Origin of the sequence: Paraburkholderia flava (genome assembly GCF_004359985.1) — a bacterium.
Lineage (GTDB): Bacteria > Pseudomonadota > Gammaproteobacteria > Burkholderiales > Burkholderiaceae > Paraburkholderia > Paraburkholderia flava.
This window is the reverse complement of record NZ_SMRO01000002.1, coordinates 1832348-1856951: the sequence shown is the minus strand read 5'-3', so window position 1 is coordinate 1856951 and position 24604 is coordinate 1832348. Positions and strand designations below refer to the sequence as shown.

Below are 24604 nucleotides of genomic sequence, written 5' to 3'. Positions count from 1 at the left end.
TGGGGTCCACCCCAGCCATGTTTCGCATGTCCCTCCTGAAGAAATGTCTCATCGCCGGCACGGCGCTCGTCGTGCTGGCCGCTGCCGCAGCCGGCGGCGGATATCACTGGGCCACGACGCCGCTGGTGCTTTCCCCTCCCGACCTCGACGTGACGATCAAGCCGCACAGCAGCCTGCGCAGCGTCACGCTGCAGTTGAACCGTGGCGGCGTGCCGGTCCGGTCCGAGCTGTTCGTGCTGATGACGCGTCTGCTCGGCCTGCAGAGCCAGCTGAAATCCGGCAACTACGAGTTCAAGAGCGGCGTCACGCCGTACGACGTACTGCAGAAGATCGCGCGCGGCGACGTCAACGAGTACGTGACGACGATCATCGAAGGCTGGACGTTCCGCCGGATGCGCGCGGAACTCGACGCGAACCCGGCGCTGCGTCACGACACGGCCGGCATGACCGATGCCGATCTGCTGAAGGCGATCGGCGCGTCCGACGCCGAGGTCACGACCGGCAACGGCGAAGGGCTGTTTTTTCCGGATACCTATCTGTTCGACAAGAACACCAGCGATCTCGACGTCTACCGTCGCGCGTACCGGCTGATGAAGCTGCGCATCGACGAGGCATGGGCGTCGCGCGCGCAGGGGCTGCCGTACAAGACGCCGTACGAGGCGTTGACGATGGCGTCGATCATCGAAAAGGAAACCGGCAAGGCGTCCGACCGTTCTCTCGTCGCCGCGGTGTTCGCGAACCGGCTGCGCATGGGCATGCCGCTGCAGACCGATCCGACAGTCATTTACGGGATGGGCGAAAGCTACACGGGCCGTTTGCACAAACGCGACCTGCAGACCGACACTCCTTACAATACGTACACCCGTACCGGCCTGCCGCCCACGCCGATCTCGTTGCCCGGAACCGCGTCGCTGCAGGCGGCGCTGAATCCGGCACAGACGGCGGCACTGTATTTCGTGTCGCGTGGCGACGGCAGCAGCATTTTTTCTGACACGCTCGGCGATCACAACAAGGCCGTCGACAAGTACATCCGAGGTCAATGATGGCGCGGGGCAAATTCATCACATTCGAGGGCATCGACGGAGCGGGCAAGACGACGCACCTCGCGTGGTTTCGCGAGCGTCTCGAAGCGAAGGTCGGCACGACCGGGCGCGGCGTCGTCATGACGCGCGAGCCGGGCGGCACCGCGCTCGGCGAGGCGTTGCGCGAGATCCTGCTGCACCGGTCAATGGATCTCGAAACGGAAGCGCTGCTGATGTTCGCCGCGCGCCGCGAGCATCTGGCCGAGATCATCGAGCCGGCGCTCACGCGCGGCGACTGGGTCGTATCCGACCGGTTCAGCGACGCGACGTTCGCGTATCAGGGCGGCGGCCGTGGGTTGCCGCGCGACAAGCTGGAAACCCTCGAGCGCTGGGTGCAGGGCGGTTTCCAGCCCGATCTGACGATCCTGTTCGACGTGCCGCCGGCCACCGCGAGCGAGCGGCGCAGCAACGCGCGCGATCCGGATCGTTTCGAAAGCGAGTCGGATGCGTTTTTCACGCGCACGCGGGCCGAGTATCTGCGACGCGCGGAAGAGGCACCGTACCGTTTCGCGATCGTCGACTCGACGCAGAGCATCGTTGTTATTCAGAATCAACTAGAGGAAATCATTTCAACCCTTTGATTTTTCTATCATATAAGAGAGATTCAAAGGTATTGAAAAAGCTCGGCCGATACACGAAGTAGTACCGTTAACTCACTGATCTAAAAAGAGAAGCGATGATTTATCCGTGGCAGATCGACGACTGGAACCGGCTGCAGCAACTGCGTGCGCACTGGCCGCATGCGCTGCTGCTGCACGGCCAGGCCGGCATCGGCAAGCTGCGCCTCGCGCAGCATCTCGCGCAGGGGATGCTGTGCGAGTCGCCACAGGACAACGGCGAGCCGTGCGGCGAGTGTGCGGCCTGCAAGTGGTTTGTTCAGGGCAACCATCCGGACTACCGGATCGTGCTGCCGGAGGCGCTCGCTGCCGAGTCCGGCTTCGTCGCGAGCACCGACGACAAAGCCGAGACGAACGGCAAGGCAGATCGTGCCTCCGATGGCGACGATGCGAAGAAGAGCCGCGCACCGAGCAAGGAAATCAAGATCGAGCAGGTCCGCGCGCTGCTGGACTTCTGCGGCGTCGGTTCGCATCGCGGCGGCGCTCGCGTGGTGGTGCTGTATCCGGCCGAGGCGCTGAACGTCGCGGCGGCCAATGCGCTGTTGAAGACGCTCGAGGAACCACCCGCAGGCGTCGTGTTCCTGATGGTGTCCGCGCGGATCGACCGGTTGCTGCCGACGATCATCAGCCGCTGCCGACAATGGCCGCTCTCGACCCCCGCGCCCGAGGCCGCTGCCGCGTGGCTCGCGGAACAGGGCGTCGACGACGCGCCGGCACTGCTCGCGCAGGCCGGAGGCGCACCGCTCGCCGCACTTGCGCTCGCCGCCGACGACAATCGCACGCTGCGCGACTGGACCCTCGGACAACTCGCGGCCGGCGGCGACTGTGACGCGTTCGCGTGCGGCGAGGCGCTGCAAAAGCTGCCGGTGCCGCTCGTGCTGGGCTGGCTGCAGCGCTGGCTGTACGATCTGCTCGCGCAGCGCACGGCCGGCACGCCGCGCTATTTTCCGGATGCGTCGGCTGCGCTCACGCGTTGTGCCGCGCAGGTCGACGCAAGTGCGTTCGCGCGTTTCATGCGCACCGTGACGCGTCAGCGAGCGGTCGAGAATCATCCGCTTAACGCGCGGCTCGTGTTCGAGGAGCTGTTTCTCGCTTATCGGGCGCTGTTCGGCTGAGCGGTTCGGATCCCAGCCGGTTTCCCGCATCATTCATTTCATCTGCGACCATGAGCTTTTCCTACCGCGACGCGACCCTCGACGATCTTCCCGCGATCGTCGCCATCTACAACTCGACGGTGCCGTCGCGCAGCGTGACCGCCGATCTCGAGCCGGTAAGCGTCGACAGCCGGGTCGCGTGGTTTCATGCACACGGGCCGGACACACGGCCGCTGTGGGTGGTCGAGCAGGACGGACAGATTGCGGGGTGGCTCAGCTTCTCGGATTTCTACGGCCGTCCGGCGTATCGACGAACGGCCGAAGTCAGCATCTATCTGGGCGAGATCGCGCGCGGCAAAGGACTCGGGCGGCAGTTGCTGGCGGCATCGCTGGCGGCCGCGCCGAAGCTCGGCATCGACACAGTGCTAGGCTTCATCTTCGGCCACAACGAAGCGAGCCTGCGCCTCTTTCGCGGCTTCGGCTTCGACGTGTGGGGTACGCTGCCGCGCGTCGCCGTGCTGGATGACATCGAGCGCGATCTCGTGATTCTCGGGCTGCGGCTCCCGGCCTGACCCTGCCGTTCCCCAACTACTGCTCAACACCCTTATGTTTGTCGACTCGCACTGCCACATCAATTTCGAAGGACTCGCCGAGCGCCTGCCGCAGATACTCGACAACATGCGCAGCCACGCGGTCACGCACGCGCTGTGCGTGTCGGTCGATCTGGAGACGCTGCCGTCGGTGCTCGACGTCGCGCGCACGTACGACAACGTGTATGCGTCGGTCGGCGTGCATCCGGACCACGAAGAGGCACGCGAGCCGAGCGTCGCGGAACTGGTCGAGCTGGCGCAGCATCCGAAGGTGGTCGCGATCGGCGAGACCGGGCTCGACTACTACCGCCTCGAAGGCCGGACGATCGCCGACATGGAATGGCAGCGTGAGCGCTTTCGCACGCACATCCGCGCCGCGCACGCGACGGGCAAGCCGCTGATCATCCACACGCGCTCGTCGGCGGACGACACGCTGCGGATCATGGACGAGGAGCATGCGAGCGTGCCGGGCGGCGTGATGCATTGCTTCACCGAGGCGTGGCCGGTCGCCGAACGGGCGCTCGCGCAGAACTTCCATATCTCGCTGTCGGGCATCGTCACCTTCAAGAGCGCGACCGACGTGCAGGACGTCGCGCGCCGTGTGCCGCTCGACCGGCTGCTGATCGAAACCGACTCGCCGTACCTCGCGCCGGTGCCGTATCGAGGCAAGCCGAATGAACCTGCGTACGTTAGCCATGTCGGACGCTTCATCGCGCAGCAGCGCGAGATGCCGGAAGCGGACCTCGGCGCCGTAACGACGCAGAACTTCTTCCGGCTCTTCAAGATTCCGCAACCCGGTTGACGGATTTTTAATATTAATATTCAACAGGATAGGGAATAAACCTAAAGTAAAATATGCGAAACTATTCCAGTCAGATGTCAACGTCCCGTCCCGTTTCGATGCTTTCGATCTCCAGGCTCACGGCGTTCCGGCGCCGCGCGGCGCGTACGGTCCATCTGGCGCTCGCCGGTGGACTCGCGTGCGCTGCGCTCGGCGCGCTGCCGGCGCACGCCGCGCCCACGGACACGATGATCAAGGCCGTGAAGTTCGACGACGTGAAGGAAGTGAGCAAGCAACTGGCGAACGGCATGAATCCGAACATGACCGACGATCAGGGCATGCCGCTCCTCGTGCTCGCCGCCCGCGAAAAATCCGACAAGGTCGCTGCGCTGCTGATCACCAATCCGAAGACCGACATCGAGATCCAGGACAAGTCCGGCGAAAACGCGATGATGCTGGCCGCGCTTAACGGCGATCTCGAACTGGTCAACCTGCTGATCTCGAAGGACGCCGAGGTCAACAAGAAGGGCTGGGCGCCGCTGCACTACGCGGCCGCGAACGGTAACGACAACATCGTGAAGGTGCTGCTCGACCATTCGGCCTATGTCGACGCCGGTTCGCCGAACGGCACGACGCCGCTGATGATGGCCGCGCGCGGCAATCACGTGTCGACGGTGAAGCTGCTGCTCGACAACGGCGCGGACCTGACCGTGAAGAATCAGATCGGCCTCACGGCGCTCGATTTCGCGAAGCATTACAAGGCGCCGGACGTCGTCGAAGGGCTCACCGCGCGTATCAAGCAGATGCAGAGCCAGCCACCGGCGGCGCCGCAAAACAGTGCAAAATAGCGGCTGCAGCGCGCCGGTGTTCCGCCGGCCGCGCTGCCGGATGCGGCACCAGACCGCCCGACAACCGCTTGCTAACATGAAAGGAACACCATGCTGCGGGTTTTGATTTGCGCGAGCGCGCTGGCCATCCCATTGTCGGCGTCCGCGTTTACCGCGAGCGACCTCAACAAGCTGTGCACGAAGACCGACGTGGCATCGCGGAGCGCGTGCGCGGCGTACATCGAAGGCGCGGCCGACGGCGTCTTCAACACGATCGACGCGATCGGCGGAACGACGGGGCCGCGCGTCGGGCAGTACTTCTGCCTGCCTGCCGATGCCCGCTCGCAGCAACTGACCGACGCGGTGCGCCGCTACATCGCGGAGAATCCGAACGTCGCCGGCTATAACGCGAGCACCGCGATTTCGCTGGGCCTCGGCAAGGCGTTCCCTTGCCGGACGGGCAACTGATCGCGATCTGACTTTGATCGACCGGGGAGTCTGGGTCTGAGCCGACAACCGGTCGGCTCGATCCACCTGGTCGCTCATCGGGACGCGTGAGTCTGTCCGCGTCGCATCGTTGCTCCTACCGATCCACCTACGCAGCAGCTCCGGGCATCGCCATTCCCGGCCCCCGCGGGCCGTTTCGTTTCCTGCCATTCACGAGGAAAACGCCAGTTATGCTGACCACCGACGACCTCGCACGCATTGCCGACGCGCCGCTTCATACGTGGCCGGGCGCGATCGCCGTGTCCGTCCTGGTGCTCGCGTTTGCCGTTGCGCTGCATCGCATCGGCGCGCGCATTCTCACGCGCATCGCGCGGCCTTATCCGCTGACGACGCTGATCCTGCGCTACATCGACAAGCCCGCGCTCGCGGTGCTGATGATTCTCGGGCTCGAGTTCGTCTGGTGGGAGGCGCCCGACACGCTGCCCGTCATCGGCCCGCTGCGCGACGCCGCAGCTATTGCGTTGATCGGCGTGCTGACGTGGCTGTCCGTGCGCTCGGCCGCGGCGATCGGCGAGGCGATCATCCAGGCCCATCCACTCGATACCGCCGACAACCTGCAAGCCCGCCGCATCCACACGCAGGCGCGCGTGCTGGCGCGCTCGGTGATGGTGGTGATCGTGATCGTAGGGATCGGCGGTGCGTTGATGACGTTTCCGAACGTCCGGCAGATCGGCGCGAGCCTGCTGGCGTCGGCGGGCGTGGCCGGTCTGGTCGCCGGTATCGCCGCGCGGCCGGTGCTCGGCAACCTGATCGCCGGACTGCAGATCGCGCTGTCGCAACCGATCCGTCTCGACGACGTCGTCGTGATCCAGGGCGAGTGGGGGCGTATCGAAGAGATCACCGGGACGTATGTGTCGGTGCGTCTGTGGGATTTGCGCCGGCTGATCGTGCCGCTGCAATGGTTCATCGAGAATCCGTTCGCGAATTGGACCCGCCACGATTCGCAGATCATCGGTACGGTGTTTCTATACCTCGATTACCGGATGCCGCTCGGGCCGCTGCGCGAGGAACTGGGGCGCATCGTCGAGGCCGCGCCCGAATGGGACCGGCGCGTGCAGGTGCTGCAGGTCACTGATGCAACCGATCGCGCGATGCAGTTGCGCGTGCTCGTCAGCTCGGCGGATTCGGGGCTCAACTGGGATCTGCGCTGTCGCGTGCGCGAAGGGCTGCTGACGTTCGTGCAGACGCACTATCCGCAGTATCTGCCGAGGGCGCGCGCCGAAGTGTCGGCGGAACTGGAGAACGTGCCGGGCACGCTCGACTGGCTACCGTCGCGCGCGCAAAAACCCGCGTCGAGCACGGCCGCGCATACGGAAGCCGATCCGGTTGCGAGCCGCGGTGGACCGCGCGCGGCATCCGACGGTGCAACCGATCCGGCCACCCGACGGTCGAACTGATTCGAACTTTATCGATGCAGCCGTGATGTGACGCGCTGCATCCGAACGAATCCGGAGGAGAGTGCCCATGGGTCGACTGATCGTCGTATCGAACCGCGTTGCCACGCCCACTGAGACCAAAGGCTCCGCCGGCGGCCTCGCGGTCGGCGTGTTCGGTGCGCTGAAAGACACCGGAGGCGTGTGGTTCGGCTGGAGCGGCGACGTGGTCAGCGAAACGGTCGCGAACGCGGGCCCCACCATCGAACAGGAAGGCAGCGTGACGTTCGCGACGGTCGGCCTCACGCGCAAGGACTACGACCAGTACTATCGCGGCTTCTCGAACGCGACGCTATGGCCGGTCTTCCACTATCGCAACGACCTGTCGCGCTACGAGCGCGACGAATACGCGGGCTATCGACGCGTCAATGCATGGCTCGCGCACAAGCTCGTCAAGCTGCTCGAACCCGACGACGTCATCTGGGTCCACGACTATCACCTGATCCCGTTTGCCGAAGCGTTGCGCGCGGAAGGCGTGACCAACCGCATCGGCTTTTTCCTGCACATCCCGTTTCCCGCGCCGCAGATTCTGTTCAGCATTCCGCCACATGAAGAGCTGGTGAAGTCGCTGTGCTGCTTCGATCTGCTGGGCTTCCAGACGGCCACCGATCAACTCGCGTTCCACGATTACGTGACGCGTCATGGGCGCGGCGCGGTGACGCCCGACGCGCACGTCACTGCGTTCGGCCGCACGTTGCGTACCGGCGTCTATCGGATCGGCGTGTTCCCCGACGAGATCGCCGAGCAGGCAAAGCGCTACGAAAGTCGTCAGCACGTGCTCGACCTGAAGCAGAGTCTCGAGGGACGCAAGCTGATCATGAGCGTCGACCGGCTCGATTATTCGAAGGGGCTCGTCGAACGTTTCCGCGCGTTCGAGCAGTTGCTGGAGCGCTCGCCGGAATGGCGCGGCAACGTGACGCTCGTGCAGATCGCGCCGCCGACGCGCTCCGACGTCGAGACGTATCAGCAGATCCGTCAGGAGCTCGAAGGCGAGGCAGGGCGCATCAACGGGCGTTACTCGGGGCTCGACTACACGCCGATCCGCTACCTGAATCAACGCTACGACCGCTGGAAACTGATGTCGCTGTTTCGCGAGTCGCAGATCGGTTTCGTGACGCCGCTGCACGACGGCATGAACCTGGTCGCGAAAGAGTATGTCGCTGCACAGGATCCGGACGATCCCGGCGTGCTCGTGCTGTCGACATTCGCCGGGGCAGCGGCCGAGCTGACCGGCTCGCTGCTCGTCAATCCGCACGACGCGCTCGGCATGTGCGAGGCGCTGCAGCTCGCGCTGTCGATGCCGCTCGCCGAACGTCAACGGCGCTACCGGATCAACATGGACGCGCTGCGCAGAAACGATCTCGGTAAATGGCGCGACTCGTTCCTGCGCGATCTGCGCAGCGTGCCGGTCAGAGACGTCGGTAGTGTTCGCCCGTTCCAATGAGTGCCCCGAACAACGACGCGGACCGCGAGCCGCCGCAACTGACAACACTTGCTATCTCCGGCTACCGGTCGCTGCGCAATCTGATCGTGCCGCTGAGCCGGCTCAACGTGATCACGGGTGCGAACGGCAGCGGCAAATCGAGCGTCTATCGCGCGTTGCGGCTGCTCGCGGCAACGGCGCGTGGTGGTTTGATTCCATCGCTCGCACGCGAGGGTGGCTTGCAGTCCACGCTATGGGCCGGCCCGGAGCGTTTCTCGCGCGCGATGCTCACGGGCGAGGCGCCCGTGCAGGGCACGCGTCGCAACGATCCGGTGAGCCTGCGGCTCGGCTTTGCCGGCGATACGTTCGGCTATGCGATCGATCTCGGTCTGCCGATTCCGAATGAGGCGTCGCAGTTCTCGCTCGACCCGGTGATCAAGCGCGAATGTATCTGGAGCGGTCCGGTGCTGCGTCCGTCGGCGCTGCTCGTCGACCGGCATGGCGTGCAGTTGCGCACGCGCGACGACGCCGGCGAATGGCAGACCATCTCGCAACCGATCGCGAGCTTCGACAGCATGCTGACCGAGTACGCCGATCCGCGCAGCGCACCCGAGATGATTTCGATGCGCGAGCAGATCCGCTCGTGGCGCTTCTACGATCACTTTCGCACCGACGCCGATTCGCCGGTGCGGCTGCCGCAGATCGGCACGCATACGCCGGTGCTCAGCGACGACGGCACCGACCTCGCGGCGGCATTGCAGACGATTGTCCAGATCGGCAATGCAGCCGCGCTCAGCGCCGCGATCGACGACGCGTTTCCCGGCTCGCGGATCGAGATGACGAACCAGAGCGGCCGCTTCGAAGTGACGATGTATCAGCATGGTCTGCTGCGGCCGTTGAGCGGCGCGGAGCTGTCGGACGGCACGCTGCGTTATCTGCTGCTGGTCGCCGCGCTGCTGACGCCGCGGCCGCCGCAACTGCTGGTGCTGAACGAACCGGAGACGAGCCTCCATCCGGACCTGCTGCCGGCGCTCGCGCGGCTGATCGCGCAGGCGTCGCAATACTCGCAGTTGCTCGTCGTCTCGCACGCAACGCGGCTCATCGCGGCGCTCGAGCGCGAGGCGGGCGGACAGCCGATCGTGCTTGAAAAGCACTTCGGCGAGACGCGTCTCGTCGATGCCGACGACTTCGATATTCCCGCATGGAAGTGGCCTTCGCGCTGAGCGCGAGGATGTTTCCCGTCTGTAACAGCACACAGGAAGTGCAATCGGACGGGCTTTTTCAGGGGCATTCGACAATAATCGGCTCATATCCTCGCAGCGCGCGGCATCGCATGGACGTGTGTGTCCCGCGGACTTATGCGGTATAGCCGCATTGCCCGCCTGTCGTCGCGCTGTCATACTCGTGCGCCGTAAGCCGCCGCTTCAAGGTGGCCGAAGCGTCGCTCTGACGGTCCCCTGACGCAGCAGCACTTGCCATGGGACCGCACAGGCCGCGACGCCGGATTCATGGAGACGCTCAATGAGAATTGCCCAGATCGCCCCGCTGACCGAATCGGTCCCGCCGAAGCTGTATGGCGGCACCGAACGCGTCGTGTCCTACATCACCGAAGCGCTCGTCGAACTCGGCCATGACGTGACGCTGTTCGCGAGCGGCGACTCGGTCACCAGCGCGAAACTCGAAGCCGTGTGGCCGCGCGCGCTGCGGCTCGATCCGGGCATTCGCGATCGCGTCGCACCGCACATGCTGCTGATGGAACTCGTCCGCCGTCGCGCCGACGAATTCGACGTGCTGCATTTCCACATGGACTACTACTCGTTTTCGGTGTTCAAGCGCCAGGAGACGCCGTTCGTGACGACGCTGCACGGCCGGCTCGATCTGCCCGAACAGCAGCCGGTGTTCGACACGTTCAACACCGCGCCGGTGATCTCGATCTCGAATGCGCAGCGTCATCCGCTGCCGCAGGCGAAGTGGCTCACCACCGTCTATCACGGCTTGCCCGAATCGCTGTACACGCCGCAGCCGGTCGAGCAGAAGTACCTCGCGTTTCTTGGCCGGATCTCGCCGGAAAAGCGCGTCGATACCGCGATCCGCATTGCGGGCCGCTGCGGGATGCCGATCCGCATCGCCGCGAAGGTCGATGCCGCCGATCGCGAGTACTTCGAACGCGACATCAAGCCGTTGCTGAGCTTGCCGTACGTCGAGTACATCGGCGAGATCGCGGACAACCAGAAGGCTGAGTTCCTGTCGGGCGCGCATGCGCTGCTGTTCCCGATCGACTGGCCGGAGCCGTTCGGTCTGGTGATGATCGAGTCGATGGCATGCGGGACGCCGGTGATCGCGTTCAATCGCGGGTCGGTGCCGGAAGTGCTCGACGACGGGGTGTCGGGTTTCATCGTCGAGGATGAAATCGGCGCGGTGGCCGCGGTGAACCGGCTGAACAAGCTGCCGCGTGAGGGTGTGCGCAAGCGCTTCGAAGAACGCTTCACGTCGCACCGGATGGCACAGCAATACGTCGAGGCGTATCAGTCGGTGATTCGTGCGCAGAAGCGTTCACGCTTCAAGGTGATCGACTCGTCGAACTGAGCGGAGCGGCAGGCGCGGGGAGTGCGTCGTAGCGGCTCGCGACGTATGCATTCAGCAGGGATAAAAAAAGCGGCGCTGCCTTCCGGTAGCGCCGCTTTGCTTTGCAGCTGAATCTCATGCGGTACGAACGGCCGTGTCCGCATCCACCTGCCGACAGTCCGCCCCAAGCCACCTGGCGCCAGGAGCGGACGCCGCGTCAGATCTTCAGATCTTCAGACGCGATACCTTCGTGCCCGCGAGCGACAGGTCGCCCATCAGGCCGGCGTTCGTCATCACGAACACTTCGACGGGAGCCGTCGCGGTGTTGGTGTCGATCGCGCCGTTCGCGCCCATCTTCACGAGCGCCACCGACGCATCGCCGCCGACTGCCCAGCCATCCGAATTGCGGAATTTGTCGAGCGCATCCTGCGTCATGAACAGGAAGATGATCGCCTTCGATTGCGCGCCGGCCTGCAGACCGAACGAGCCCGACACGGTGCTGTAGTAGCCGACCGTGCCGCCGCCTACGCGCAGCGAGCCTTCGCCGTACTGTCCACCGACGATGAAGCCGGCCTGCAGCACCGACGGGAACACGAGCACGCCGCGCGCCTTCGATACCAGTTCGCGGGAGCCCGGAACGGTCGAGTAGAGGCGCGAAATCGTGCCGTCGACGCTGGCGTTGATCGACTGGCGCTTCGACGCGTCAGTGGACGACGACGTCTGATCCCCGGTTGTCGTGGTACAGCCCGCGAGTGCAAGGCCTCCGAAAGCAAGTGCGGCGGTCGTCTTCAGTATGAAGTTTCGTCTTTGCATCTTTTTTCTCCATCGTGGTTCCAGGGCAACCTGATCTGATTTGACGGGTTGTTCCATTAGTTATAACACACGGAAGCTAAAACAGCGTTCCGGCACGTATCGCGAAAAGCCTTATCTGGCGGGCGTTTGCGGCTGACAGAAAGATCCTGTGACGTAACTTTGACCGATGTCGGGCCGGACCAGAATCGTCAGAGAGCTAACGGTCATACGCAATTTTGAGTCCCGCTGACCGGCTTTTAGCGCCGCGTCTGACTCGCTGTGAAACGGTGGGAAATCGGGTTTTTTTACCGGGGAAATAGCTTGCTGGCGCCAATTGAAACAATTCTGAAAGCGTTGTATCAAGGCTAAAAATACACGCCGCCGATCATGCGCGTGTGATTTTTGCAACGTGCTTTCGAAGAGGAGGCGGTCTCCAGGATGCGTCCCAAAGACCGCGCGCTGCTGATCAATGCGGCGCACCGCTCTTGACCGGCGGCCGCCGCAGCGCGCGGCGAATTCCGGCGATCACGAGACCGATGCCGAACAGCACCGCGGCCGGTACCACCCAGTAACCGACGAACGCGTGCCACAGGTAAGCGGCGAGGGTACTGCGGCGGACCGAGTACTCGTTGATCGCATCCTGCTGACGCGCCGCGTTGGCGGCGAGGACCTCGGCGGGACAGCCGAACGCACGCGCTTCGTCCGGGTTGCCGCGACAGCGTTCAGCGGCACCGGCGGCGCGCTGCGCATCGGTGAAATTCCATGTGGTGAGCGCGTTCTCGAGATCGACGGCGTTATAGCTCATCTCCTCGTGAATCTCGCGAACCGCGACGATCAATACCGGCACCGCCCAGAAGACGATAACGACGAGCCATCGTCTGAACCAGCGGTTTTGTCTCCATGCCATTCTTGCCTCCGTTCAATGCTCTTTGGCATCAACGACAAGACGGCGGCCCGATGGCGCATGATCTTTTTGTGGGGTGGGCCGTCTTCGCAGCCATCATAGAAGAAAACCAGCCGCGGCGGGCAAGACGGGCGGGGCCGCGAAGCAAAAAGCGCAGAGGTCGATGCCGGCTGGATGGTTGTGCGGCCCCGAGTACATGTGAGGCTGTGCACGTGGTGGTCAAACGGACAACAACGATCAACGCCAGATGCGACACGGGCCCGCATGCCAGTGCAATCGCACCGCCATGCGGGCCCGTCTTGAGTCGTCAAACTTCGATCAACCCTTGTTGCTGAGGCAGGTCTTCATGAACGCCTTGCGATCGTCGCCTTTCTTGCCGGTCGCCTGCGTGTTGCACATCTTCATCTTGTCCTGCTGGCTCATCGGGCCGGACGCCGCTGCCGCCGGCGAAGCGGACAGACAGTTCTTCATGAACGCCTTGCGGTCGTCGCCTTTCTTGCCGGACGCCTGCGTGTTGCAGGTGGCCATTTTCGTTTGCTGGGTGTTCTGGGCGAAGACGGGGGCGCTGGTCAGCAAACCACCGAGCGCGAGGGCAACGATTGCGGATTGGATTTTCATTTGACACTCCCACGAATGTTGAAAATTATTGGTAGTCGTTGCGACCGGCGTCCCAGGTAACCCGGGGCAACCCCAGCCCATCGCGATGACCATTATGGCAAAGCTGTCTGCCAGAACGGCTAAATAGTTGTATTGGTTGACAGTGCGGTTAGCAGGGTATTCCCCGTCCGGCACCGCCGCGCTCTAAACTGGCGTGAACCTCTGGCGGCAACGCCGCGCGGGCAGACCACGCAGCGGGTCTTGCCGTCATCCAGTCAAGGAGACGACGATGCACTATCTGATGTTCTACGAACTCGCCGACGACTACCTCGAGCGTCGCGCGACCTACCGCGCCGAGCATTTGAAACTCGCATGGGCAGCGCAGGAGCGCGGCGAGATTGTGCTTGCCGGCGCGATGGCCGATCCGGTCGACCACGCCGTATTGCTCTTCAGCGGTGACTCGCCCGCCGTCGCGGAAGCGTTCGCAAAGGCCGATCCCTATGTGCAGGCCGGGCTCGTCAAACGATGGTACGTGCGACCATGGACGACAGTAGTCGGCGACGAAGCTGCGACACCTGTACGCTGACTTCACTTCGCCGACGGAACGCCTATACTTCCTGCGACACGTGCGCCGACGAGAATCACAAGGAATCCCAACGATTATGCGGCGGGCATGTACGAGGAAGCGGTTCACACAATTGCGTCAGCCGTGTGAAAAAGTCCATCGGACACATCGCTGTAGTCTTTAATAAGTACCGTTGTACCGGCCCAACGGCGATCTTGCCGGATTCGGGCTGTCGTCGATCAGATGCACTGCAAAACCATCGTTCCAGGCGTCTCAACTGACACGATCGCTGCTATCGCCACGCGTTAATCAACGCAACGCGACGCAGCGAAACGGACAAGTTTGTTTCTTTCAGTAACACTTGTCTCTGTCATATTCATGCAAACCCTGGTGATGGTATGCTTCGTGCACAAATTCTCCTATGCACGAGTGAGACCACGTTTTGTGCTTTGTAGTAGGGAAAATCCGCACTAACGCAGTGCCGAATTTCGCAAAGCGACCAGAACGTATAAGCATATTGTGCAACCTGGGGCACTACGCGAATCCATGCAGCATCGAGACTCGCGACTGCCCCTCGCCGCAGCCAGGCCAGGCTGTGTGGAGAAATGCATGTTTTTCGATGAGCTAAGCAATGATGAATGGGCGCAGCTATCCGCGCTCGTTTCCGATGAGCCGGCTGTCCGTCTGAACAGACGTGGCCGACCCCGCGCCGAACCACGCATCGTGGCAAATGCGGTTCTCTGGATTCTGACTACCGGCGAGCCCTGGTCGAAGCTACCAGGCCGCTATCCGTCCGGGCCAACCTGCCGGCGACGTTTCGAAGAGTGGCAGCTAAACGGCACACTGACGGAGATGGTTCGTCAGCTGTCGCAAGGTGGTCGCACGTTCGCGTATGTCCCCGAGCCGGGCGCCCCCGTGTCTACTCCGAAGCCTGTTGTCGAAGCGCAGCCGCATACCCCCGCGCCGCGCGACGACGGCATGCGTGGTGTGTTCTGGAAAAGCCCTGAATCATGGCAAACGGCTTCGGGTATGTCGCATCGCGAGCACGTATGGCGCTCGCTCGATCCGATGGCCGATATCACGCGACAACTGTCGGGCGAACCCGCGGACGAAGCGCATGAATCGGCCGATGCGGAGCTGCGCGAAGATCGCGAGCATATCGTCAACACGCTCGCAATCGATTGCGAGCGTCGTCCGGTGTGGATGAACATGACGTCGCGCGGCACGCAGATTGCCGATCAACGCGGCTACGTGATCTATGTAGCAGTCGAGCAGGTGCCGAACGCGATGTTCCGCGCATGGGCCGAGATCATGAAGGATGGTCACCGTGTCGAACGGTCGGGGCTGATCGGTCCGCGCTTTGCGCAGGCCGATGCAGCACGCGAGTTCGCGATGGAGTGGGCCGGCGAGTGGATCGAGCGCAACTGCAAGACGCTTGCGGCAGTACCGGGTGTCGTTGAAGCTGAAGCGATGTCCGATGCAGCAGCGAACGCAAACGGCTCTTTCAGCGCAGTGCCGGCAGCACCGGTCGCGGTATTGGCAGGGGCAGGCATGGAGCCGGCAAACGACGAAACGCTGCCTTCAGTGCAACACGCTCCGCGTACGCTGCCGCCAGTGCGCACCGTGCCGGAAGTGAATCATCCGGCCAACGCTCACGTCGCCGCCTACACCAATGCATGCAGGGTCGCGCTGCGCCGCTACCCGACGAACGCGGCCGAAGAAGCAGCAGACAACAACGCGGCCGATCGTTTTCCGAAGACCTCGCAACTCGTCTCCCACGTCGTGGGCTGACGTCATATAGCAACAGCCCGCGGACGGCTGGAGACGCCGCCGCAGGGTGTTTGCACCAGCACCGCAATTACACAGCAACCGCGGCAGCAGCACTCCGACTCATTGCCTTCCGTAGGTATCCTCGAAGCGCACGATGTCGTCTTCGCCGAGATACGAGCCGGACTGCACTTCGATAATTTCCAGCGGCATCTTGCCGGGGTTTTCGAGCCGGTGAGTCACGCCGAGCGGGATGTACGCCGATTCGTTTTCGGAGACGATGAAGCGCTCTTCGCCGCGCGTGACGAGCGCTGTGCCGCGCACGACGATCCAGTGTTCGGCGCGGTGATGATGCATCTGCAGCGACAGGCGCGCGCCCGGCTTCACGACGATGCGCTTCACCTGGAAGCGGTCGCCCGTGTCGACGGAATCGTAGTAGCCCCAAGGGCGGTGGACCTTGCGATGATTCACCGCCTCCGGACCCGCTTCGCTGCGAATCCGGCCGACGATCTTCTTCACGTCCTGCACGTGCGCCTTGTCCGCAACGAGCACCGCGTCGTCGGTCTCGACGATCACGAGATCACGCGTGCCGACGCAGGCAATCAACCGGCCTTCCGAATGCGCGAACGTCGAGTCGGCGCCTTCGAACATCACGCGGCCGCGGCCCACGTTGTCGTTGCTGTCCTTCGGCAGGATCTGCCAGATCGCGTCCCACGAACCGACGTCCGACCAGCCCGCCTGCAACGGCACGACGACGCCACTGCACACCGACGTATCGCTGCCGAGTTTCTCCATCACCGCGTAGTCGATCGAATTCGACGGCGACGCGACGAACGCATCGCGCTGCAGCCGGAAGAAGTCGCCGTCCGACGTACCACCCGCGAATGCGGTCTTGCACGCTTCGTGAATCGCCGGCTGGAAGTGGGCAATCGCGGCGAGCCACGTCGACGCACGCATGATGAAAATGCCGCTGTTCCACCAGTATTCGCCTGACGCAACGTAGCGCTGCGCGAGCTCGAGATGCGGTTTCTCGACGAAGCGATCGAGCCGGTGCGCACCGATCTCAGACGTACTCTTGTCGAGCGCTTCGCCGATGCGGATATAGCCATAGCCCGTTTCCGCATGCGTCGGCACGATGCCCATCGTCGCGATGTGGCCGTTCGATGCGTGCTGCACGCCGGCCGCGACGGCCGCGTGGAAACCGGCGGTGTCGGTCACGGCGTGATCCGCGGGCATCACGACCATGATGCCGTCGCCGTCCTCCGCGACCACCGACAGCGCCGCCACCGTCAGTGCCGGCGCCGTATCGCGACCGGCCGGCTCGAGGATCAGGCGGCTCGCCTTGCCGCTCGTGCGCAGTTGTTCGGCGGTCGTGAAGCGATGTTCTTCATTGCTGACGACAACGAGTCGTTCCGCGAGCGGATGGCCCGCCTCGAGACCGTCGAGTCTGTGTGTCGTGGACTGAAGCAGTGAGTCGTCGCCGAGCAGGCCGATCAGCTGTTTCGGGTACTGCTCGCGGGACATCGGCCACAGTCGTGTGCCGGAGCCGCCGGCGAGAATCACCGGATGTATCTTCAGCTTGACGTTCTGTGACGCGGCGGTCGAAAACCGGGTGTCGGCGTTGGGCGCCGTTACCGGAGCAGTCATGATGTACTCCTCGAGGCTGGGTCAATGCGTCGAGTTGTATCACGTCGTAAATAGTCAATAAAAAATCGGGGAATTTTTATCGAATGAATGGAATAAGCAAATAGCGACGACGAGTAAACGTACGACGCTTTTATTTCAACTTTTGTGAAAAACACGAAAATTAAAAATTAAATCAAGCACTGAAATTTTCTGCAACATTTGCGGCGGCGCATCATCAGAGACGGAAGCGCTTGCAGCTCATACCAATTCATACGTCAGATCGACATGCAACATGCGTGAAATGGCCATATGGCACGCCGATTGCACCCAGAAATGGTAAATCTTGCCGAACAAAATTCAACAAAAATAGCGCAAGAATTGCCGATACATTTTGAGATATTTTGCGGCCTTGCAGCGCGAATTTTAATGCCGCTTTATCTAACCCTGTACAAGGGTATTCACTCATTCGGACAACGATTCCCGTACGACGCGAACAGGTGACGGAACTTGAATGGCGAACTGAGGTGCGGCACATGCTGAGCGTTTTATCGAGAATCATCGACATTGCGATGGTGGCGCTGGGCGCATGGATTGCTGCGGCGATCCACAACGGCGAGTTCAGCTGGCTGAACGACATGCAGAGCGTCACGCTCGCGTTCAACTGCCTGCTGGTGGTCGTGTTCTTTCCGGCGCTGGGGATCTATCAGTCGTGGCGCGGCAAGCCGCTGTACGACCTGCTGTGGCGCGTGACGGGTGGCTGGGTGATGGTGGAGGGCACCGGTGTCCTGATGAGCTTCAGCCTGCACCGCTCAGAGCTGCTGTCGCGGCTGTGGCTCGGCTACTGGGCGCTGGCGACGGTGCTGCTGCTGGTCGCGACGAAGGCGATCGTCTACTCGGTGCTGAAGGGTTTGCGTCGCGAGGGTTTCAACCAGAAGGCGGTGGCGATCGTCGGCGGTGCGCCGTACGGGAAGTTTCTGATCGAGCAGATCCGCAGCCGGCCGGAGGCGGGTTTCAGTCCCGTGGTGGTGTTCGACGAAGACAGTCCGCGCAGCCATCACGAAGACCCGGACGAGGCCGAATCGATCGAAGGCGTGCCGGTGGAACGCGACTACGCGGAAATGATCCGGCTCGTGAGGGCTCAGGCGATCCGCGAATTGTGGCTCGCGTTGCCGATTTCGAAGGAGCGCACGATTCACCGCTTCGTGATGGAACTGCGCAACGACTTCGTGAACATCCGCTTCATCCCGGATGTGCGCAGCCTGACGCTGTTCAGTCAGCCGATGGTCGATCTGCTCGGCGTGCCCGCGATCAATCTCGCCGCGTCGCCGATCACCGATCTGCGGGTGCTGCCGAAGCGTGTGTTCGACCGGCTGTTCGCGCTCGGCGCGTTGACGGCACTGGCGCCGCTGATGCTCGTGATCGCGGTGCTGGTCAAGACGACGTCGCGTGGTCCGGTGTTTTTCCGGCAGAAGCGCAAGGGCATCGACGGGCATCAGTTCGAGATCTACAAGTTCCGCTCGATGAAGGTTCATGCGGAGACGGCAGGCAAGGTGACCCAGGCGACGCGCCACGATCCGCGCATCACGCCGGTCGGTGCGTTCCTGCGACGCACGAGCCTCGATGAACTGCCGCAGTTCATCAACGTGCTGAAGGGCGAGATGTCGGTGGTTGGACCACGGCCCCATGCACTCGAACACGACGACATCTACAAGGATCTGGTGAAGGGCTACATGCATCGCTACCGGATCAAGCCGGGCATCACCGGCTGGGCGCAGATCAACGGCTATCGCGGCGAAACCGATCGCATCGAAAAGATGATGGGCCGCGTGAAGCTCGATCTGTACTACATGCAGCACTGGACCTTCTGGCTCGACATCAAGATCGTCGTGCTGACGCTGTGGAAAGGATTCGCCGGCCGCAACGCGTATTGAGCTGCTGATGAGCAGCACCGGTCACGCTGCGCGATGTTCCGCACATCGCGCATCCGCATTTTTAGCTTTGAACACGTTCAATCTCCGAGGTGTAATTCATGAATCTGACGATCATCGGTAGCGGCTACGTAGGACTTGTGACGGGCGCCTGCCTGGCGGACATCGGCAACGATGTGTTCTGCCTCGACGTCGACGAACGCAAGATCGACGTGCTGAACAACGGCGGCGTACCGATTCACGAGCCTGGCTTGCAGGAGATCATCGCGCGCAATCGCAAGGCCGGCCGGCTCAAGTTTTCGACCGACGTGGAAGCGGCCGTCGCGCACGGCGACGTGCAATTCATCGCGGTCGGCACGCCGTCCGACGAAGACGGTTCCGCCGATCTGCAATACGTGCTCGCGGCCGCGCGCAACATCGGCCGGCACATGAACGGCTTCAAGGTGATCGTCGATAAATCGACGGTACCGGTCGGCACCGCACTGCGCGTGCGCGAAGCGATCGCCGAAGAACTCGCCGCGCGCGGCGAACAGCATCTGTTCTCGGTCGTGTCGAATCCCGAGTTCCTGAAGGAAGGCGCGGCCGTCGAAGACTTCACGCGCCCGGACCGCATCGTGCTCGGCTGCGACGACGACATGCCCGGCGAAAAAGCCCGCGAACTGATGAAGCGCGTGTATGCACCGTTCAACCGCAATCGCGAACGCACGCTGTACATGGACGTGCATTCCGCCGAATTCACGAAGTACGCGGCCAACGCAATGCTCGCGACGCGCATCTCGTTCATGAACGAACTCGCGAATCTCGCCGACCGCGTCGGCGCCGACATCGAAGCGGTACGTCGCGGCATCGGTTCAGATCCGCGCATCGGCTACGACTTCCTGTACGCGGGTTGCGGCTACGGCGGCTCGTGTTTTCCGAAGGACGTGCAGGCGCTGATCCGCACCGCCGACGAATACGACGCGGGCCTGCGCATCCTGCAGGCCGTCGAGGCCGTCAACGAAACGCAGAAGAAAATCCTCGCGCACAAGATCGTCGAGCGGCTCGGCGACGACCTGACGGGCCGCACGTTCGGCGTCTGGGGCCTCGCATTCAAGCCGAACACCGACGACATGCGCGAAGCCCCGAGCCGTCCGCTGATCGCCGCGCTGCTCGCACGCGGCGCGACCGTCAAGGCATACGACCCGGTCGCGATCGACGAAGCGAAGCGTGTATTCGCGCTCGATCTGCAGCACGTGCCGCAGCAGCACGCACGCCTCACGTTCGCGAACGAAGAGATGGAAGTCGCGGACGGTGCCGACGCGCTCGTGATCCTCACCGAATGGAAGGTGTTCAAGAGCCCCGATTTCGACGCGCTGAAGCGTCATCTGAAGACCGCGCTGATCTTCGACGGCCGCAACCTGTACGAACCGGATGCGCTCGCCGAACTCGGCATCGAGTATCACGCGATCGGTCGTCGGCCGACGTCGACGGGTTCTTCGCGTCAGGCCGTGCATGAAGCGCCGGCCGCGCACACCACGGTTGCGCTATAACGCGCCGCAAAGGAGTCGCCGATGTTTGCCAATGTCCTGATCGTCTGCCATGCGAACGTGTGCCGCTCGCCCGCCGCGGAGGCGCTGTTCAACGCCCGCCAGCGTGACAGCAACGATGCGCCGATCGCGTTCCGGTCGGCGGGGCTGCGCGCGCTCGACGGCGACAGCATCGACCCGGTGATGCTGCGCCTGCTGGCCGAGCGCGGCATCACCGCTGGATTTCATCGAGCACGGCGCCTCACGCGCCGGCTCATTCGCGACGCCGATCTCGTACTCGTGACCGAGCGGCGTCAGGTGAGGGACGTCGAAGCGCTCGACCCGACCGCGCGCGGCAAGGTCCACACGCTCGGCAAATGGGAAGACTCCGACGTCGCCGATCCGCACGGCCGCACCGAATCGGACTACCGCGAAAGCCTCGTATTCATCGAACGTCTGGTCATGGGATGGCTGAAAAAAATATGCTAATGCGCAAACTCTCGTTCCCCTCTCTGGCAACACTGCCGACGCTGCTTGCACTGCTGACGACGTTGCTGTCGGCCTGCGCGACCGCGCCCGGCAATTACCTCGACACATCGCGGCTGAAGGAAGAGCCAAGCCAGACACCGGCCGAAACCTATCCGGTGAAACTGATCGACGCGAACCTCGTGCTCTCGGAAGCGCAGGCCGCCGCCGCGCCGCAACTGCTGCCGAAGTCGCGTTTCGCGGATCCGGAGCACTACGTGTACCGGCTTTCGCCGCAGGACATTCTCGGTGTGACCGTCTGGGATCACCCCGAACTGACGACACCGAACGGCACGTCGCTGTCCGCCGGCGGCAACACGACGCAGTCGGTTGCCGGCGTGATGCAGCAGCCGTACACGACCGCGCTGCCGGGCCAGGCCGACCCGTTCGGGCAGACCGTCGCGGCCGACGGCACGATCTATTTCCCGTTCGTCGGGCGCATTCACGCGGCGGGCAAGACCGTCGGCGAACTGCGCGATCAACTCGCCGCGGGCCTCGCGCCGTACATCAAGAACCCGCAGGTCGACGTGCGCGTGCTGTCGTATCGCGGCCAGAAAGTGCAGGTCACCGGCGAAGTGAAGACGCCCGGGCCGCTCGCGATCAGCGATGTGCCGATCTCGCTCGTCGACGCGATCACGCGCTCGGGCGGCACGACCAGCGATGCCGATCTGCAACGCGTACGCCTCACGCGTAATAACCAGCTGTATGTGCTCGACGCGAACCGGCTGCTCGATCGCGGCGACACGTCGCAGAACGTGATGCTCCAGGGCGGCGACATCATCAACGTGCCGGACCGCACCGATAGTCGCGTGTTCGTGCTCGGCGAAGTGAAGAACCCGATGCCGCTGAACATGCTGAAGGGGCGTCTGACGATCGCCGATGCGCTCTCGCAGGCCGGCGGCATTCTCGACACCGATGCGAACCCGCGGCAGATCTACGTGATGCGCGGCATGAAGGACAAGCCGACGCAGCCCGAAGTCTTCCGGCTCGACATGACGCAGCCCGACTCGATCATGCTGTCCACGCAGTTCCAGCTGCATCCGCTCGACGTCGTGTACGTCGGCACCGCAGCGTCGGCGACGTTCAACCGCGTGCTGCAGCAGGTGCTGCCGACGATCGAAACCATGTTCTACGTGAAGCAGCTGACCCGCTAGACCCTGAACCGCCGCACAGCGCGAGCACCGCCCGGTGCCTCGCGCGTGCGGCGACCCACACGGGACCGAATCATGAGCAACCAGGCAAATCCGCATCTCAACCTGATGGCGAAGACCGAAGAGGAAGACGTCGTCCTCGGTCAGCTGCTGCAGGTCATCATCGACGACATCTGGTGGTTGATCGCGATCGCAGCGGCGATCGTCGCGATGGCCGTCTTCTACTGCTACATCGCGAAGCCGGTCTATTCCGCCGACGCGCATGTGCGCGTCGAGCAGTCCGACAGCACGTCGCAGGCGCTCACGCAGACGCAGACGGGCGCGGCGATCACCAGCGGCTCGACGTCGCTGCCGACCGACGCGGAAATCGAAATCATCAAGAGTCGCGGCGTCGTCGCTCCAGTGGTTCAGCAGTGCAAGCTGAACTTCTCGGTGTCGCCGAAAACGCTGCCGCTGCTCGGCAGCCTCGCCGCGCGTCTCGCGAAACCGGGGGAACCGGCGCGTCCGTGGTTCGGCCTCGGCTCGTATGCGTGGGGCGGCGAAGTCGCCGACGTCGATTCGGTCGAAGTCGCACCGGCACTCGAAGGCCAGAAGATGACGATGACCGCGCTCGGCAACGATCGCTACCGGTTGCAGGCACCGAACGGCACCGAGCTGCTGACCGGCGAAGTCGGCCAGCCCGCGCAAGGCGGTGGCGTGTCGATCCTCGTGAACAAGCTGGTCGCGCGGCCGGGCACGCAGTTCAACGTGATGCGCGCGAACGATCTCGATGCGATCACCGCGTTTCAGTCCGCGATCCAGGTGACGGAGCAGGGCAAGTCAACCGGCGTGATCCAGATCTCGCTGGAAAACGGCGACCCGGCGCGCGCCGCGATGATCGCGAACGCGCTCGCGCAGTCGTACCTGCGCGAACACGTCGCGACGAAGCAGGCCGACGCGAGCAAGATGCTCGACTTCCTGCAAAGCGAAGAGCCGCGCCTGAAGAGCGATCTCGAACGCGCGGAGGCCGCGCTGACCGCGTATCAAAGCAAGTCCGGTTCGATCAACGCGAGCGACGAAGCGAAGGTCTACCTCGAAGGCAGCGTCCAGTACGAACAGCAGATTTCCGCGACTCGTTTGCAGATCGCCTCGCTGCAGCAGCGCTACGGCGAAGACCATCCGATGCTGAAGGCCGCACGCGAACAGCTCGCCGAACTCGAGGCGCAGCGCACGAAATACAGCGACCGTTTCCGCGATCTGCCGGCAACCGAAGTGAAGGCCGTGCAGCTGCAACGCGACGCGAAGGTCGCCGAAGACATCTACGTGCTGCTGCTGAACCGCGTGCAGGAACTGTCGGTGCAGAAGGCCGGGACCGGCGGCAACGTGCACATCGTCGACGCAGCGCTGCGTCCGGGCGCGCCGATCAAGCCGAAGAAGACGCTGATCGTGTCGGCGGCGGCGATTCTCGGGTTGATCGTCGGCACGGGCTTCGTGTTCCTGCGCCGGAACATGTTCAAGGGCATCGACGATCCGGAGCACATCGAACGCACGTTCCATCTGCCGGTGTACGGCCTCGTGCCGATGAGTGCGCAGCAGGCGGTGCTCGAACAGGCGGTCGAACGCGGCGGCGATCGTCAGCGCGCGGTGCTGGCCACCGCGCGGCCGAAGGACGTCTGCATCGAAAGTCTGCGCAGCCTGCGCACGTCGATCCAGTTCACGCTGCTCGATGCGCGCAATCGCGTGATCGTGCTGACCGGCCCGATGCCTGGCGTCGGCAAGAGCTTCCTCACGGTGAATCTCGGCGTGCTGCTCGCGCATTCGGGCAAACGCATGCTGATGATCGACGGCGACATGCGGCGCGGCGCGCTCGAACGGCATATCGGCGGGCCGCAGGAAAACGGCTTGTCGGAACTGCTGTCCGGACAGATCTCGCTTGAAGAGGCCATTCGTCCGACCGACGTCGACGGCCTGAACTTCATTTCGTGCGGACGGCGTCCGCCGAATCCGTCCGAGCTGCTGATGTCGCCGCGTCTACCGCAGTACCTCGAAGGGCTCGCGAAGCGCTACGACGTCGTGCTGATCGATACGCCGCCGGTGCTCGCGGTGACCGATGCGTCGATCATCGGCGGCTACGCAGGCTCGACGTTCTTCGTAATGCGCTCGGGCATGCATAGCGAAGGCGAGATCGGCGATGCGCTGAAGCGTCTGAAGGTGGCCGGCGTGCACGTGCAGGGCGGCATCTTCAACGCGATGCCGGCGCGTGCGCGCGGCGGCTACGACCGCAGCTACGCAGCAGTACAGGAGTACCTGAGCACGTGATGCGCAACGCTTCTGCTACTGGAGAAC

At 63.5% G+C, this 24604-nt stretch carries 22 protein-coding genes; 18 read left to right on the top strand and 4 right to left on the bottom strand.

Annotated features, from left to right (window positions below):
- Positions 1-26: 26 nt before the first annotated feature.
- The 11 genes from mltG to E1748_RS19705 all read left to right on the top strand — a co-directional run bounded on the left by mltG (position 27) and on the right by E1748_RS19705 (position 10940).
- The gene (gene mltG, locus E1748_RS19755; RefSeq protein WP_133648844.1) at positions 27-1043 is read left to right on the top strand and encodes an endolytic transglycosylase MltG; all 1017 of its coding nucleotides are present in this window, start codon (positions 27-29) and stop codon (positions 1041-1043) included.
- On the top strand, positions 1043-1663 hold the full coding sequence (gene tmk, locus E1748_RS19750; RefSeq protein ID WP_133648843.1) for a dTMP kinase: 621 nt from the start codon (positions 1043-1045) through the stop codon (positions 1661-1663). Before mltG ends, tmk begins: the two co-directional genes overlap by 1 nt.
- A gap of 95 nt (positions 1664-1758) precedes the next feature.
- Positions 1759-2814 carry a DNA polymerase III subunit delta' gene (locus tag E1748_RS19745; RefSeq protein ID WP_133648842.1) on the top strand — a complete coding sequence of 352 codons (1056 nt, stop codon included), beginning with the start codon at positions 1759-1761 and terminating at the stop codon, positions 2812-2814.
- A gap of 50 nt (positions 2815-2864) precedes the next feature.
- Positions 2865-3365 (top strand): GNAT family N-acetyltransferase, encoded by a 501-nt coding sequence (locus tag E1748_RS19740; protein ID WP_133648841.1) that lies wholly within the window; start codon positions 2865-2867, stop codon positions 3363-3365.
- 34 nt (positions 3366-3399) lie between these two features.
- On the top strand, positions 3400-4185 hold the full coding sequence (locus E1748_RS19735) for a TatD family hydrolase (RefSeq protein ID WP_133648840.1): 786 nt from the start codon (positions 3400-3402) through the stop codon (positions 4183-4185).
- Between the two features lie 98 nt (positions 4186-4283).
- The gene (locus E1748_RS19730) at positions 4284-5012 is read left to right on the top strand and encodes an ankyrin repeat domain-containing protein (protein WP_133648839.1); all 729 of its coding nucleotides are present in this window, start codon (positions 4284-4286) and stop codon (positions 5010-5012) included.
- A gap of 90 nt (positions 5013-5102) precedes the next feature.
- The gene (locus tag E1748_RS19725; protein WP_133648838.1) at positions 5103-5459 is read left to right on the top strand and encodes a Rap1a/Tai family immunity protein; all 357 of its coding nucleotides are present in this window, start codon (positions 5103-5105) and stop codon (positions 5457-5459) included.
- A gap of 209 nt (positions 5460-5668) precedes the next feature.
- Entirely contained in the window at positions 5669-6895 is a 1227-nt protein-coding gene (locus E1748_RS19720; protein WP_133648837.1) for a mechanosensitive ion channel family protein, read from the top strand.
- A gap of 67 nt (positions 6896-6962) precedes the next feature.
- Positions 6963-8375 carry an alpha,alpha-trehalose-phosphate synthase (UDP-forming) gene (otsA, locus tag E1748_RS19715; RefSeq protein WP_133648836.1) on the top strand — a complete coding sequence of 471 codons (1413 nt, stop codon included), beginning with the start codon at positions 6963-6965 and terminating at the stop codon, positions 8373-8375.
- On the top strand, positions 8372-9577 hold the full coding sequence (locus tag E1748_RS19710) for an AAA family ATPase (protein ID WP_133648835.1): 1206 nt from the start codon (positions 8372-8374) through the stop codon (positions 9575-9577). Before otsA ends, E1748_RS19710 begins: the two co-directional genes overlap by 4 nt.
- 298 nt (positions 9578-9875) lie before the next feature.
- A complete protein-coding gene (locus tag E1748_RS19705) occupies positions 9876-10940 on the top strand; it encodes a glycosyltransferase family 4 protein (RefSeq protein WP_133648834.1) in 1065 nt (354 codons plus the stop codon).
- 204 nt (positions 10941-11144) lie between these two features.
- Here E1748_RS19705 and E1748_RS19700 read toward each other — a convergent pair whose 3' ends face one another.
- From E1748_RS19700 to E1748_RS19690, 3 genes are all read right to left on the bottom strand, one after another.
- Complete coding sequence (locus E1748_RS19700; RefSeq protein WP_133648833.1) at positions 11145-11732, bottom strand: BPSL1445 family SYLF domain-containing lipoprotein; 588 nt, start codon at positions 11730-11732, stop codon at positions 11145-11147.
- A gap of 445 nt (positions 11733-12177) precedes the next feature.
- Positions 12178-12618, bottom strand: a complete 441-nt coding sequence (locus E1748_RS19695; RefSeq protein ID WP_133648832.1) for a hypothetical protein — start codon at positions 12616-12618, stop codon at positions 12178-12180.
- Positions 12619-12933: 315 nt separating this feature from the next.
- Positions 12934-13233: a PsiF family protein gene (locus tag E1748_RS19690; RefSeq protein WP_133648831.1), complete on the bottom strand. Its 300-nt coding sequence runs from the start codon at positions 13231-13233 to the stop codon at positions 12934-12936.
- 268 nt (positions 13234-13501) lie between these two features.
- Between E1748_RS19690 and E1748_RS19685 the strand changes: the two genes are divergently transcribed.
- Together E1748_RS19685 and E1748_RS31940 are read left to right on the top strand one after the other, a co-directional pair.
- Positions 13502-13798 (top strand): YciI-like protein, encoded by a 297-nt coding sequence (locus E1748_RS19685; protein WP_133648830.1) that lies wholly within the window; start codon positions 13502-13504, stop codon positions 13796-13798.
- Positions 13799-14386: 588 nt separating this feature from the next.
- Complete coding sequence (locus tag E1748_RS31940; RefSeq protein WP_133648829.1) at positions 14387-15568, top strand: transposase; 1182 nt, start codon at positions 14387-14389, stop codon at positions 15566-15568.
- A 99-nt stretch (positions 15569-15667) separates the two neighbouring features.
- Here the strand turns inward: E1748_RS31940 and E1748_RS19675 are convergent, their stop codons facing one another.
- Positions 15668-17191: a mannose-1-phosphate guanylyltransferase/mannose-6-phosphate isomerase gene (locus E1748_RS19675; RefSeq protein WP_133648828.1), complete on the bottom strand. Its 1524-nt coding sequence runs from the start codon at positions 17189-17191 to the stop codon at positions 15668-15670.
- A gap of 512 nt (positions 17192-17703) precedes the next feature.
- Here E1748_RS19675 and E1748_RS19670 point away from each other — a divergent pair.
- From E1748_RS19670 to E1748_RS19650, 5 genes are all read left to right on the top strand, one after another.
- Positions 17704-19101: an undecaprenyl-phosphate glucose phosphotransferase gene (locus E1748_RS19670; RefSeq protein ID WP_133648827.1), complete on the top strand. Its 1398-nt coding sequence runs from the start codon at positions 17704-17706 to the stop codon at positions 19099-19101.
- 98 nt (positions 19102-19199) lie between these two features.
- On the top strand, positions 19200-20627 hold the full coding sequence (locus tag E1748_RS19665) for a UDP-glucose dehydrogenase family protein (RefSeq protein WP_133648826.1): 1428 nt from the start codon (positions 19200-19202) through the stop codon (positions 20625-20627).
- Positions 20628-20648: 21 nt separating this feature from the next.
- Entirely contained in the window at positions 20649-21092 is a 444-nt protein-coding gene (locus tag E1748_RS19660) for a low molecular weight protein-tyrosine-phosphatase (protein WP_133648825.1), read from the top strand.
- Positions 21086-22282, top strand: coding sequence for a polysaccharide biosynthesis/export family protein (locus E1748_RS19655; RefSeq protein WP_133648824.1), 1197 nt, complete (start codon positions 21086-21088; stop codon positions 22280-22282). Before E1748_RS19660 ends, E1748_RS19655 begins: the two co-directional genes overlap by 7 nt.
- Positions 22283-22354: 72 nt before the next feature.
- Positions 22355-24577 (top strand): polysaccharide biosynthesis tyrosine autokinase, encoded by a 2223-nt coding sequence (locus tag E1748_RS19650; RefSeq protein ID WP_420819332.1) that lies wholly within the window; start codon positions 22355-22357, stop codon positions 24575-24577.
- Positions 24578-24604: the final 27 nt, after the last annotated feature.